This window comes from Spiroplasma turonicum (assembly GCF_001262715.1).
GTDB lineage: Bacteria > Bacillota_I > Bacilli_A > Mycoplasmatales > Mycoplasmataceae > Spiroplasma_A > Spiroplasma_A turonicum.
On record NZ_CP012328.1, the window covers coordinates 458,565 to 473,854 of the forward strand.

At 23.1% G+C, this 15,290-nt stretch carries 9 protein-coding genes; 8 read left to right on the forward strand and 1 reads right to left on the reverse strand.

Features of this window, described 5'->3' with window-relative positions; genetic code table 4:
* The first annotated feature begins 1 nt into the window (after window position 1).
* From STURON_RS02160 to STURON_RS02180, 5 genes are all read left to right on the forward strand, one after another.
* On the forward strand, window positions 2–1,723 hold the full coding sequence (locus tag STURON_RS02160; protein ID WP_075048241.1) for an ABC transporter permease: 1,722 nt from the start codon (window positions 2–4) through the stop codon (window positions 1,721–1,723).
* Window positions 1,713–2,627 carry an ABC transporter permease gene (locus tag STURON_RS02165; protein ID WP_075048242.1) on the forward strand — a complete coding sequence of 305 codons (915 nt, stop codon included), beginning with the start codon at window positions 1,713–1,715 and terminating at the stop codon, window positions 2,625–2,627. The genes STURON_RS02160 and STURON_RS02165 overlap by 11 nt, the downstream gene beginning before the upstream one ends.
* Before the next feature lie 74 nt (window positions 2,628–2,701).
* Window positions 2,702–3,436, forward strand: a complete 735-nt coding sequence (locus tag STURON_RS02170) for a purine-nucleoside phosphorylase (RefSeq protein ID WP_082236174.1) — start codon at window positions 2,702–2,704, stop codon at window positions 3,434–3,436.
* Window positions 3,437–3,528: 92 nt separating this feature from the next.
* On the forward strand, window positions 3,529–4,905 hold the full coding sequence (locus STURON_RS02175; RefSeq protein WP_075048244.1) for a hypothetical protein: 1,377 nt from the start codon (window positions 3,529–3,531) through the stop codon (window positions 4,903–4,905).
* Window positions 4,906–4,957: 52 nt separating this feature from the next.
* Window positions 4,958–6,508: a PTS transporter subunit EIIC gene (locus STURON_RS02180; protein ID WP_075048245.1), complete on the forward strand. Its 1,551-nt coding sequence runs from the start codon at window positions 4,958–4,960 to the stop codon at window positions 6,506–6,508.
* Here STURON_RS02180 and coaBC read toward each other — a convergent pair.
* Window positions 6,501–7,670, reverse strand: coding sequence for a bifunctional phosphopantothenoylcysteine decarboxylase/phosphopantothenate--cysteine ligase CoaBC (coaBC, locus tag STURON_RS02185; RefSeq protein ID WP_075048246.1), 1,170 nt, complete (start codon window positions 7,668–7,670; stop codon window positions 6,501–6,503). The two genes, STURON_RS02180 and coaBC, sit on opposite strands and share 8 nt — an antisense overlap.
* A 149-nt stretch (window positions 7,671–7,819) precedes the next feature.
* Between coaBC and rpsU the strand changes: the two genes are divergently transcribed.
* From rpsU to STURON_RS02200, 3 genes are all read left to right on the forward strand, one after another.
* Window positions 7,820–7,984: a 30S ribosomal protein S21 gene (gene rpsU / locus STURON_RS02190; protein ID WP_075048247.1), complete on the forward strand. Its 165-nt coding sequence runs from the start codon at window positions 7,820–7,822 to the stop codon at window positions 7,982–7,984.
* A 118-nt stretch (window positions 7,985–8,102) separates the two neighbouring features.
* Window positions 8,103–10,331, forward strand: a complete 2,229-nt coding sequence (locus tag STURON_RS02195; protein ID WP_075048248.1) for a hypothetical protein — start codon at window positions 8,103–8,105, stop codon at window positions 10,329–10,331.
* Between the two features lie 9 nt (window positions 10,332–10,340).
* Entirely contained in the window at window positions 10,341–15,260 is a 4,920-nt protein-coding gene (locus STURON_RS02200; protein ID WP_075048249.1) for an ABC transporter permease, read from the forward strand.
* The last annotated feature ends 30 nt before the right edge of the window (window positions 15,261–15,290 follow it).

The window sequence follows — 15,290 nt, forward strand, 5'->3', positions numbered from 1 at the left end:
TATGAATGTAAAAAATAATACCTACATTTTTTTGGAGAAAATAAAAAACTTTTTTCAAGGTAATTCTATAAACTCAAAACTTAAGTGTTTAAAAACATCTTTTTTTGCAATAGTTTTTGGATTATTACTAGCTATATTTTTTATTTTTGTTAGTGGATTTAATGGGTTTTCATTTTTAGGGGTTTCTATTTCAAAAGCTTTTAATTTTCAAAAGTTTGGAATAATGTCAAATATAGAAAAAGTTATTTTATATTTCTCTATATACTCTTTATTAGGTTTTGGACTAGCTCTTGGTTTTAAAGTTGGAATATTTAATATGGGAGGATCTGGTCAAGCATTGTTTGGATTAATGTTTACTATATTAATAATTCAATCAATAGCTGATAAAAATGGAATAACATTTGGAGAAGTAAATAAAATTAATGTCATTTTAGTTTTTATTTGTTTTATTTTAATGGGAACAATTATTTCGGCATTATCTGGTCTTTTAAAAGTCTTTTTTAATATTCACGAAGTTGCAACTACTATTCTTTTAAATTATGTAACTTATTTTTTATTAAAATGAGTTATTAATATAAATGGTGATCATTGAGGCAATACATCCCCAGGATTAAACTACAATTGATTATCATTATTTGGTATAGTTTGATTATTACCAGTTCTATTAGTTATATTATCAGGTACATGTATATCGCTAATTTTATACTTTACAAAGTGAGGTTTTAGATATAAGGCTGTAGGTAGTTCTCCAACTGCTTCTAAATATGCAGGTATCAATGAAAAACTTTATATTTTAATAATAACTATTGCGCAAGGAATATTAATGAGCATGGGTGGGTTTATTTATTATTTTGGAGTAGCATATAGTCAATCAATTCAAACAGACAATATACCTACATTAGGTTATGATGCTATCGCTATTGCACTTATTGCTTTTAATAATTTTCTTGGTATACCATTTGTATCATTTCTTTGAGCTATATTCCAAGTTGGATTCAAAGCTGCTCAATCAACACCACAGTTTGTTAATTTATCAAATCAAACTTCAACATTAGTATTTGGTTTGATTACTTATTCAGCAGCAATATATATAATATTCTATAAGATAGAATTTATAAGATGAATTAATGACAATATTATTAAATATAATGATATTTATCTTAGAAAATTAATAAAAGATAAAAAAATTATCTTAAAGAATTATAAAACTAATCAAAAAGACTTATTTAAGAAAAAAAGTGATACAACTTTGCACGATTTACATTTGTTAAGTAAGAAAATTAAAACTATAAAAAGTGAAATTAGTGATTTAAAGATTAATAGTTTAAATGAATATAAAAATAATTCAATTTTAGCAATTAAATCATTGTATAAGCAAAATAATAATAAAATTAATAATGATTTTTTTGAAAATTTATTGAAAATTAAAAATAGCTCATCTTTAAATAAAAAAGATAATAAGAAACTTTATAAAGAAACTTTGTTAAAAAATTACAACGAACTTATTAAAAACTATAAAAAAACAAAAAATAATAATTTTAAATCATATAAAGAAGCATTAACTCAATTGAAAACTTATATTAAAACTTATCAAATAAATATTTTTAAAAAAAATATATTAAAATTAGATAAAAAAAATGATAACTACAAAAAAATGATTGAAGATGAAAAAATCAAATTTTTTGATTTGAAAAAGGAGGTATTTAATAAGTATGCTTGATAACTTTTATCTTATAGTTTCTACTTTATTAGGCTTTTTCACAATCTTTTTAATATCTTCAATATCTGGGTTGATTTCTGAAAGAGCTGGTGTGATTAATGTTGGAATTGATGGTTTTATGACTATTGGAGCATTAATTTTTTGTATAGTTGGTAAAACTATGAATAATAATTTAACACAATTTATAGCAATATTAGTGGCAATTATATGTGCTTCATTATTTTCTTTATTACATGCATTTGCTTCAATTACATTAAAAGCAAATCAAATAATTTCAGGTACTGCAATAAATTTATTTTCACAAGGAATAGGACTTTATTTTGCATCATCAAAAAACATCTCATCTATGGGTAGAATAAATTCTGGATATACTTTAATAGGTTGAGGACAAGAAAATTTTCTTACAATTTATTTTATATTAGCTATTATAATAACATTTGTTGTTGGAATATATTTTAGCTATACAACAGTTGGTAAAAGACATATTGCAGCTGGTGAAAATCCAAGTACTCTAGATGTTGTTGGTATTAATGTAAATAAATATAGATATATTGCAATATTATTTTCAGGTTTACTTGCTGGTTTAGCGGGATGTTTTTTTGTAATGATTTATAATTCTTCAAGTTTTTATGGTACTGTCAATGGGTATGGATATTTAGGTTTAACAATATTAGTAGTGGGACAATGAAGAATCAAATATATCCTATTATTTAGCTTTTTATTCTCTGTATTTTTTTCTTTATCAAATATATTGCCTTTATTGAATATAAATGATTTTTTATCTACTAATAAGTCATTATTACAGGCATTTCCATTTTTGTTATCAATAATTACAATGGTTATATTTGCAAAGAAATCTTCACCACCGATGGCTGTTGGAGTGCCATTCATTAAGACTAATAGATAAATAAATTTTATACAACTATATATTAAGTTTAATTGTATTAATTATATAATCTATATAAAGGATAGGAGATATTTATGCCAACACCACACAATAATGCTGAAAAAAATCAAATAGCTAAGAATGTTCTTATGCCAGGAGATCCAGAAAGATGTAAATGAATAGTAGATAATTATTTAACTAATGTAGAAAAAGTTTCTTCAGTAAGAGGAATTGATGTATATACTGGACTTTATAAAAATAAAAAAATATCTGTAACTGCTTCTGGAATGGGAATGCCTTCGATGTTGATTTATGCATGAGAACTATTTGGATATTATAATGTAGATTCAATAATAAGAATAGGGACAGCTGGTAGTTATTTAGATAACACTAAAATAAATGATATTGTAATTTCAATGGCTGCTTCAACAGATTCAAATATACAAACACATTTTAATATACCAGCTGATTGACACTATAGCCCAACCGCTGATTTCAAACTTTTAAATAAAGCTTTTGAGGTATCTAAAGCGTTAAGCTTAAATTTGCATATAGGACCAACAGTATGTACTGATGGACTATATACTTTAAAAAATGTAGAACCAGAATACTACAAAGAAAAAACTTGATCTAATTTAAATATTTTATGTAGTGATATGGAAACTTACTCATTATATGCTTGTTCTAACTATTTTAAAAAAAAGGCTTTGTCTATTTTAACAGTTGTTGTTAATAAAGAAAATAGAGAAGGATTGAGTTCTAAGGATAGAGAAAATAATGTTAATACAATGGTTGAGTTAGCATTAGAAACTCTAATTGCTAATAATTAAAATAATATTTAAGTAAATAAATAAGGCCTATTTCATTTAAGTAGTGTTTTTGGTATAATAAATAAAATATCTATTCAAGAGGTGCCTTTTTTATGAAGATAACTAGATCAGAAATACCTACATTTAATTTACCAGCTCCGATAAGAAAAAGGATTAATGATTTGGTAAAATTAAGTATTAATCCAACTACAATTAATTTAATAACTGCTGAATTTTCAAAAGCTAGTGATGAAACAAAAGAAAATATCGGTAGATACATAGCAAGGCTTATCGAAATACAAAATGATACATTAGAAAGTCATTATGAAAATATTAAACGTGGTGGAGGAGTCTTAAATCTTAAACAAGAACTAAATATAACAAAAGTAAAATCCAATTTGTTAAGAATACAACAAATATTTATGAAAAAGGATCTTGAAGAAAAAAGAATAAATAACCATTTAAATAATAATATTGATTCAGAACAAACTCTTGAAAACTTAAATTTTAGAGATGCAATGATGATAAAAAATGATCTATCAAGTGAAGAAGTTAATAAAAGAGAATTATTAAGAAAAATATCAAATCAAAAAACTAGAATTGAAAATGCAATTAGTTTAGAAAAATCTAAATTAAGAAAAGCGAAACTATTATATTTAGAAAATAAAAACTCAGATGATGTTGAAAAAATTGAAAAAATAAAAATGTACATCAAAAAAACTATATCTAGAATCAATGAAATTATAAATGCTAGAAACACCTATACAAATATTTTAGATATTCCAGACAGTATAATAGATGGTGATGTAAATAATCAAAATATTAGTGATAATCAACAAAATCATAGTGGTATATTCTTACAAATAAAAGAATCTATGAAAAATACTAACACTAATACTTTGAATATTGATTTAAAAACTTTTTTTGATGTACCTAATTTTGAACAAAAAAAAAATTTAAAAACTAACAACCAAAGTTTTGACTTTTTATACTTTAATAATAAAAATGATGTTATTGAAAATGAAAATAAAGAAGTTAATTTAGATGGTGATTTAAAAAAAATAAAAGATTTAACAATTGATAAGAATATTTACATATCTAAAAAGCATGAAGATGACAAAAAAGAAAGAATTATTAAGAAAATTAAGAAAAAGTCTAAAGCAAAAGATCGAAAACTTGAACAAATTGAAAATGATAAAAAATTAATTGAAGAAGAACTTATTCAATTAAAAAGAAATCTTAAAGTAGATGAGTTAAGATCGATAGAAATACACAGAAAAAAATCAGTAGAGAATACAAATAAAATTTTGAAACGTGATAAACAAAAGTATGAAACCTCGTTTATTATTTTAGAAAAAAAATGAAAAGCTTATGTTATTAATAATTTTTTATCATCAAAGCAAAAAGCTTTTGAGGTTATGACAAACATAAAAATAAAAGCCAATTTAAAAGATAAAAAATTATTAAACAATGATGACAATAATGAATAAAAATAATATTTTAAATATTATTTTTTTTATGTAACATTATATTGTGATTAAAATGAAAAATAATAAAACTAAATTAAAAAATATTTTCACATTAAATGAAAACACTAAAAAAAGGATGAAAAATTTTTTACAAAAACTTTCTTCTTCTTTTGGTTTTGTAATTATATTAATGCCAATTTTTGGATTGTTTTATTCAATTGGTTCTTTATTTGAAAATAATTTAGCAGGTGATCTATTTAAAAACTTTGGAAAAATATTATTTTCAAATATTGGTTTATGATTTTGCTTAGCTATTATTATTGGATTTACTTCAAATAAAGGTGCAGCTGTTTATAGTGGAATAATTGCTTATTTTGTATTTAATATTTTTATATCTGTTTTCATAATTTCTACATCAGCTAATAGATTTAATATATGATTTTGAAATAATTTAGAAGAAAAAATTTTTCTTACTAAGTTTATGTTTGGTGATATTAAAACTTTTAATACTGGAGTTGTAGGTGGAATTGCAATTGGTTCTATAATTGTAATGGTTTACAATAAATTTAAAGATCAAAACTTAATTAAAAGCTTGTCATTTTTTGCAAAAGAAAAATTTGTAATTTTATTAACACCAATAGTTTCAATTTTATTAGCTGCATTATTTATAATTATTTGACCAATTATAGGTTATGCTATGATGTGACTTGGAAAGGCCGTTTCAAAATCACCAATTGGGCTAGATGCATTTATTTTTAGAACTATACAAAGAATGTTAATTCCATTTGGGACAAGTTTATTATGACAAGCACCAATGTGATATAGTTCTATTGGGGGCAATGTTTCAGACTACGAATTACCATTATTAGCAGAATATATTTTTAGAACTAATCCTAACTTATCAGATAATACTATTGATGCAATTAAATCAAGTATTCAACAATTTACAAATTTCAATGATTATATAGATTATTTAAAAACTAATTGAGGTTCTGAGATAAATAACCTATTTGATATAGAGAGTAATTGAAAAAATGCTTTTGATGAATTTTCAAAGATTGAAGGTGATCAATTTCTATCTTATGCTGCTTTAACTAATAATTATATTTCAATCCAAGATTGTTGAAATGTTGGGTTAAGATTTTCAAGATTTATAACTGGTGGCTTTATTAATTCAATGTTCACTTTACCAACCATTGCATTTACAATATTATTATTTGAAAAAAAAGGAGAAAGAAGAAAAGAATTAGGTGTTTATATCACAGCTTCTTTAACAGCATTTCTATTAGGTATAACTGAACCAGTTGAATACATGTTTTGTTATACAATGCCTTTATTCTTTTTTGCAATTTATGCACCATTTAATGGGTTATTTGCAATGCTAACATCATTATTTAAGGTGAAAGTAGGTACATTATTTTCCACAGGATTATTTGACTTTACACTGAGTGGTATATTACCAACATTAAATAATCAACAAACAAATATATGAATTTTACCCATTTTAGGCATAATTGCTTCAGGTTCAATATTTTTACTTACTTATTTTTATTTAAAGTTTTTAAAGAAGAAAAATATAAAAAACGATATTATAAATGAAGTTAATAAAACCTCCATTAAATAATATCGTTTATTTTTTCTAAAATTTTTATTACTACTTTATCTTTTTTCATTTTTTCATATTCATAAAGTTCTTCATTTTTTGTTAAAATCTTGATTTCATTATAATCTGAATTTAATGCATCAATTAAGTTAATAACAAGTAAATCTAATCTTTTTTCTTTTAGCTTAATTAGAGCTTTTTCTTTATCAAATGTATTTGCAAGTGAAAATCCAACTAGTATTTGATTAGTTTTAATTTTTGAAAGCTCCTTTAAAACATCTATGGATTCTTTTAAATTTAATTTTTCAAAATTACCATCAACTCTTTTTTCGATTTTTTTATCAACATAATTTTCAACTTCGAAATCAGTTAAAGCTCCTGCACAAATCACTATATCAGAATTATTAAAATGCTTTTTCATTTCTTCAAGCATTTCAACATTAGTATTAACATGAATATTAGATTCATTAATTATTGGTTTATATTCAGTATCTCCAAAAACACTTATTAAATTATTACATTTATTTTTTAATGCGTTCATCAAGTTTAAACCCATTTTACCACTACTAGCATTTGTGATATATCTAACTTTATCAATGTAACTTTTTGTTCTTCCAAAATTTATTAATATGTTTTTATTTGACAGTTTATTAAATGTTTTAAAATAATTGTCAACAAAATCTATTACTTCTAATGGTTCGTATGCTCTTCCAATGCCATAATCTCCACTTGCAAGTTTTCCATATTTAGGTTCATATCAATATACTTTTGATAAACTTGTTAATATTTTTTTATTCTTTTCTAATATATCATTTAAATACATATTAGTATTCATGCTAGGAAAAACTAAACAATCAAAATCACATACTGCAAATAATAATGTCGCTAAATCATCACTTATACCTGAAGCAATTTTTCCAATATAATTATAAGTTGCTGGATAAATAACATTTAAATCACTATTAAATGCCAGTTTAATATGTTCTGCATAATGGTGATTATCATAATAAAAATCTTTATCAAAAATATCACTATATGTGTCTATATCTTTAAAATCCACAAATTTTTTAGCGTTTTTAGTTAATATTACATTTACTTTATATTTTTCTTGTAATAATTCGTATAAAATTCTAGATTTACTTGCAGCTATACCACCAGTAATTATCAAATTAATCCTTTTCATACTAATCTCCTTTAATGATATTGCTATTTTATACCCTAATTATGTATATTTATTTATATTCGACTAATTTTTTTATTTTTTTTACAAAAATATATAGACAGATTAAAAAACATAAATTATAATCAATATGAATTGGAGTTGAATATTAAATGGCAAGCATCGTTGTAAAAGAAGGGGAGCCCATAGAGAAAGCTCTTAAACGTTTCCAAAAAGTAGCTGCAGCTAATAAATCTGAAGCAAGAAGACGTGAATATCACTTAAGTAAAAAAGAGAAACGTATTTACAAACAAAATCAAAACAAAAAATATGGTTAAAAACCATTTTTTTTATTTTTAAAAACATTTTTACACTATAAAAATAATTTATTACTAATATTTATCCATTAATATTATTGTTTTATATAGTATATTATATTTAATGGAAGGTGATATATTGAAAAAGTTAACTAAATTAAGTTTTTTATTAATACTTACTATCACCATATTAGTTGTTCCTCTTTATTTTATAATTAGTCAATATAATAATAGTTTAATAAATAAGAACCCAAACCAAACACAAGAAGTTAATGATAAAAATAATAATGGTAATCAAGGTTTCTATTCATTAGATGATCTAAAAGATGATATAGTTGAAAATCTTGGTACTATTGAATTGAATACAATCAAAAATAATGATGATATTATTGGTACTTTTATAAAACAAAAGTTTATAAAACAAAATTATAAAGTAAGTCAATTTAATGGACTGTCAAATGATGATTTTTATTTAAAATCAATAACAATTAATAAAGCTCGAATATCAATAGAAGGTTTTGTTGGTTATGTTGATGTAAAATACAGACTAAAAAATATTGAAAAATTAATTAAAGATAAAAACCTTGGACAAATATCAAAACTTGATAATAAATCTATTTTTAACAAATTTAAACTTTTAAATCCAGTATTTAATGGGCTTGATTTATCTGAATTTTTTAGTGTAAAATACAAAAATCTAAATGAGGCAAGCTTAGTATCATCAGATTATGATCAAGATGATAAAAATTCAATTCCAAGTTTTTCACAAGACATCACATATGAATTAGTTACTCTTGATGGATTAATATTGAATCGTTTTATTGGTAATTTAGATGTCATTAAAGATGAAGAAGTAAGAAAAGGAATTAAAGAAGCTAACTCAGGTAATGATAGTTATGTTGTTTTAGAAAGTGTTGCAGATAATTTAATAGTCAACAAAGATACTTTAGACTACAATAGTGTCAGAGTACAATTAAGAGATGATAAAATAGCTAAAAATTACTCAGATTTAAATTATGCAATTAGTAATTTAAAAGTACTTATTCCAGAAGATAATTTAGAAGAAATAAATAAAGTTTCAGAAGAAGTGGTTATTGATACTATCATTGAAAAAAATCCTATGTTAAAAAATTACTTGAATGCAAATAAAGGTGTAAGTTTAGTTTTATCAGAAGATTTAGGTTTAACAAAAACTGAAGTCAAACTAGTAGGAACAGCACTAGACTCAACTGTTAAAATAACTTATAAATGTACTAATATACAAGGTATTATGCCTGTTCTTGATTTAGGTTCAATAACTGATTACAATAAACCAGACCCTAAATCTTTAATAATAAAACAAATTAAATCAAAAAATAAGCTTTTAAATGAATTAAAAGATGATGACTTATTTGATATTGAAAATATAAATTATCAAAATCATTCAAAAACTGATATCTTTATTAAATCATCATTTAATTTAAAAATTAAAGATTATGGTGGTGCTGTAAACCCAACTTTTAATGTACAAAGAGCAGATGTTAAAGATAAATTTAGTAAAACTGATATTGGTAAATTTTATTGAACTTCTAAATCAGAAATAATGCAAAAAATCTCATCTGAAAATAATAATTTACCTTTAGACAATGATAATGTTGAATTAAAAGACATAAATTATAAATCTGTCATTGTTGAAGCAAAAGAAGAATCATTTAAATACATTAATAGCGTTAAATTCACTTTTGACACTGATTTTGATAGTGAAGGTAAAAACACAAAAATAAATAATATTTCTAATACAAAATTTGTAAGTAATCTTGAGAGTATAACTCAATCTTCAATTACTTCATCACCATTAGTAGGAACAAGAATTTATGATGATTATGATACTCTTGATGGTAAAACATTGGGACCACAAGTATTTAGTTTTGACTATTTAGTGCCAATAAACTTAGAAGAAGCTTCAAAAATAGATGAATTTGCATCAATTAAATTAAAAGGTATTATTTCATTATCTAAATTTACTTCAACAGGAGGAAGTGGAGTTACAGGTAAATCATATAAAGGTGAAAATGGTTCATTATTTGATGTACCAATAAGAAATTTATTAGAAAATGGAAGTTATCAAAAAGAATTAGATTATAATAACCTTTTTAAAGATATGCCAATAGCTTATAGAACTCGAAGTTGAGGATTTTGTAGTAATAAAAGCTCATTAAATGTAACTTCAACTTTTAAATTTGAAGTTACAGCAGCTAACAAAACTAACGAATGAAACCAAAAAGTCACATATAAAATTACAGTTACAAACAAAATGTCTGATTATAGTACTTGCGATGATTTCAATATTGAATATCGTTTTACAGTTCAAGGTTTTACAATAGAATAGGTGTTTTAAATGGATATCAAAAATAATAACTCTAATCCTGACAAAGAAATTAAATTTTCTGCTGAAGAAAATAAATTAGCAATTGAAAGGGCAAGACAAAAAAGTAAAGAATTAAAAAAGCAATTAAAACAAAAAAATGAAAACATAAACCTTGATAATTATGATAACAAAATAGCTATTGAAAAGGCTAAATTAGAAGCTTTAAGAATTAAAGAAAATTTAAAAAAACAAAAAAAATTACAAAAACTTAAAAAAAATAATAAAAAAGTTGAAATTACAATTAATAAACCTTTGAATGTAGTACAACCAGATTCTTATGAAGAATTAAGTGTTTATAGCAAAAAACAAAAACTAAAAGTTATAAAACCAAAAGTTAAAAAGCGTAAATTAAATGGGCTGATTATAAGATCTGGTATTAAACAAATGTCAAAAAATTACTCTTCAGTAATTTTTATCTGGATATTAGTTTTAATTGCATCAAGTTTATGTTTTATACTTTCATTATTTTATGATAGAGTTGATAATAATTTTAATATTTTATCTAATCAATCTAATTTAAGAGATTTTGTTGTCGATATTGACCAAAACGACAGAATAACTTTTAATGAAAAAGAATTGGTCGGAGGAGAAAAAATTCTTGATTATTCAAATAATGATTTGTATCAACAATATTTAATAAATACATTATCTCGTAAAGGTAAATATTATGATAATGAAAGTGATGAAATCATTGGTAATAATTATTTTAATTGATCTAGAACAGAAGCTAGAATGTTTGACGGTTTAAAATTAAATGATGTAGATTTAACTACAAGAGTCATTGCTAAAACAGGAATAATTAATAATATTGATAATGAAGGTGAAGAATTAGAAGATCAATTAGAAACAAACGAAGTGGATAAGTTAGTTGTATACGAAAGTGCTAATGATAATGTTAAAAATCCATTTAGTGAAAATAAAACAGAAGCTGCCAAACAAGTAGTATTACAATATAATTTTGCAAAAAAACACAACATTAAATTAAATGAAATTGTTAGATTAAATCCTGATAAATATGGCAACCAATTAATTGTAAAAAATGATGTTAAAGATTTATCATTTGGTTATGAAGTTAATGATATTAATAATGAAGAAACTGGTATTAATAAATCTAAATACTCAGACCAAAACTGATTTCAGGTTGTGGGTTATGGAACATCAATTGACTTCTTTTATTCATATAAAAGTCGTGATAATCCCATACCTAACATAAATACAGAAGTCAATGCTTATGTTGCTCCAGAAGTTCTGGGATTAAATGCATCTAAAATATCAAAAACATTCTCATTGTATAGTTATGATCCCTCTAGTTCAAAATTAAATACAGTTTCTGATTCTGATAGAGAAGTATATTTTTCAGCTAAGTTCATTGATAATAATAATTATAATGAAAATCTATTAAATTCAATGAATTCTGAATATATACGATACGGTAACTTATCACAAAAAAACAAAAAATTAATTTATTCAGTTAATGACTCAACTTATAAAAACTTTTCTCGTTTAAGTATTTATAATAATGCTTTCTTTGTAATTAAATTTGTGTCATATTTTTTCTCATTTCTAATTGTTTTTATCACAATATTTGTAATTAGCCAATTTATAAAAAAAGAGTTAAAAGATTCTGAAAAAAAAATAGGTACATTTAAGGCTTTGGGTTGTAGTAATTCAATGCTTTCAAATTTCTTTTGAATATTACCAACAGTAACAGTTTTATCTGCAGTATTAGTATCATATTGTCTTGTAGTTTTTACTCAAAACTATATTCTTGACGTTTTTAAAAATTATATAAATCTTAATTTTGGAAACATGTCTGGTTTATTTTATTATGCTGCTGGTATATTACTGTGTTTTGTATTATTATTTTACTTTATTTGTAAAACATCAACAAAGTCGTTTATTAAAAGAGATGCTTCAAGTTTATTATATGGTGTTACACAAAAAAGACATTCTAAGTATATATTTGTTTATAAGTCATTTTATATATACTCAAAATTTAATGCTAAACTTCATGCAGCATTATTTGCAAGTTCATTTAAAAAAGTGATGACAACATGTTCGATTATATTTATTTCGACTTTGTTATTATCATTTTCTTCTATAATTCCATTTGTTATAAATAGTAATAAACAAAAAGCATTTGAAGGATTAAATTATAATAGTGTTGTTGAATATAATCAACCATTAGCAAATAACCCATATTCTTTTCTAAAAACTTATAATCCAAATAAAAATAATGATTATGACTATGATGTAAAAAATAAAGTAGTTTATGATTATAGTGAGGCTATTGACAAGAAAACTAATTTTTATACAGCATTACCAACTAAATTAAATGAGTATGGAAATATAGATTATGACTCGAATCAAATAATTGATGATTTATTAAATAATGATATAAGCCGTAATTATTTTTCACTTAATTTACCTATTTTAGATGATGAAGGTAATTTAAATGATATTAAACTATCAAAAGAGTTATCAAAATTAGCTTATTCAAATTATAAAAATTATTCGTTAAAATACCTTAAGATCTTAAATAAATTAAATGTTTCTAATATTAATGATAGAACATCAACTGAATATAAAACTGTTGAAAGTATTTTAAATCAGTGAATAGACTACTATAATTTATTGAATCAAATAGACAAAAGTATTAGCTCATACATTGGTAATGGAACTAATAAAGAATTAAGCAAATCAATTAAAAGTATTTTTAAAGAACTTCAATTATTTTATATAAAATATGATACAAATGTAAGATTGTCTAAAACTAATAATTATATAAAAGATGATTATGTTTTAGATGAAAATAAAGTTAAGAACATAAATTATAATAATTTAATATTTACCAGCGACAAAAACTATTATGAAAATATAGAAAACACTCCTAATCCATTTTCTTACATAGTTTATAACAATAAAATGGCAAATAATGTTAGCAAATCATATGAGGGTTTTTTAAACTCATATAAAAATAATAAGATTTATTATAAAGATGTTGATATAAGAAATATTGTGTTAGACAATCAATCAGATTCCGATTTAAAAATCTTAAACTCATACTTATTGATGTGATTTTGAGTTAACTTTTCAAATCAAATTGGAGAAACAATATTTCAATCATTTTATTCTCACGAATCTGATGCTATTAAAGAAAATATAAAAAATGCGTTATTAAATGATAAAGATTATAATTTTTCATATAATTTAATTCCATTTGATTCTACATTAGAAGAAAAGGGAACTTTATTAAATGGAAGTTTTACATTAAATAATAATTTAAACAATCTTAAAATTTATGGTATTGATGAAGACACTCAATCTATTGATTTAAAAAATGATGACGGTGAAAGTATGCAACCAGACCTTTTCAGAAATGTTAATTCTAGTTTAGGGGATTATTATCCAATTATTGTAAATAATTCATTAGCTGAGAAGTTTAACCTTAGTGTTGGTAGTTATTTATATGGTATAAAAATCCAAAGTAATAAATTAGTAAGTTATGACACCTTGCCTTCTGGTAATGGCAAACAAGGTTCTCCAATTGACTTAAATAAACAAGTAAATTTTGGAATAAGTAAAAACCATAAAACAAGTGACAATCAGTTCTATACAGAATATAAAAAGAATTACTATTCTAAAGAAGAGTATAATATAGGTTGAGCTACTGAAAATAATAAAATAAAAGTTGCAAGTATTTGTACTGGTATTTCTTCATCACAGAATGCAAAAAATTGTAATGATGAAAATAAAGTTAATATTGCTGTAAATAATTTATCTGATATAAATTCCCCATCTGATATTCAAAATAAGGTGTGGAATTCAGATATAGTTTCAGAAAAAAATGATTTAGATAAAAACTTTATTGTTGTTGGTGTTCAAAAAAGTTATGGTGACCCAAAGGCATGGATTTCTAATAAAAATGCAAACAAAGTTCTTGGATATGATAATGTAAAAAAATATTTCTTTAATAATTTCTTTATTCAAGAATGATATAAAAGAGATTATTTAACAAAGTATTATAATGAGGAAATATTTAAAGGTTTTACAAAAGAACAATGAAGTGACTTTATAACTTATTTTAACCAAATAATAACCGCTTGACTTGGTGATACACCAAAATATAATACGAGAAATGATAATCCTTATGATGATTTTACTGAGATGTTTTTAAACTTGTCAGAAAATTATGATGATGTTTATGGATATAAGAAATTTTCTTCAATTATAAACACAATATTTGAAAATGAGTACCCAATATTTAATTATAAATATAAAATAACAAGTACTGCTGACGATTCTAATTTTAGTACTTCAAAAACTCAAGAATATGGAGATTATACAACTATTGGATTATATGGTCAAAGAGTTGATGATGAACAAACTGAATCATTTATCTATAAAGATGGCTATATTAAAAATAATATATCTTCAATAGATAATATTATTAATCAAAAAGATTTTTTAAATAAGTTAACAGATATTATATATGTAGTCACAATCATGATTATAATAATAGTATTTATAATGTCATTTATTATTATATTTATTAGTTCTGTTTACATAATTAATGAAAACTCATCGTTTATAGCAACAATGAAAACATTAGGGTATACAAATAAATACATTATTGGTCAAATATTTATGATTTATTTGTTACCAATTTTTATAACGGTGACTATTGGATTTACATCATGTTGATTTATTTTAAAATATTTATTTAATACTCTTTCGATTAACTCATCACTAGTAATCCCTTATTTATTTAGTTTTTATTCACCAATAATTGTTTTTGGCATAATATTCTTTGTTTATTTATTTTCAATTTATGTTTCTTATAAACCTATAACTAAAATCAGTCCAACTAAGGTATTGGGTGATCAATAAAAAAATAAAAATATTTTTATACTTTATCAT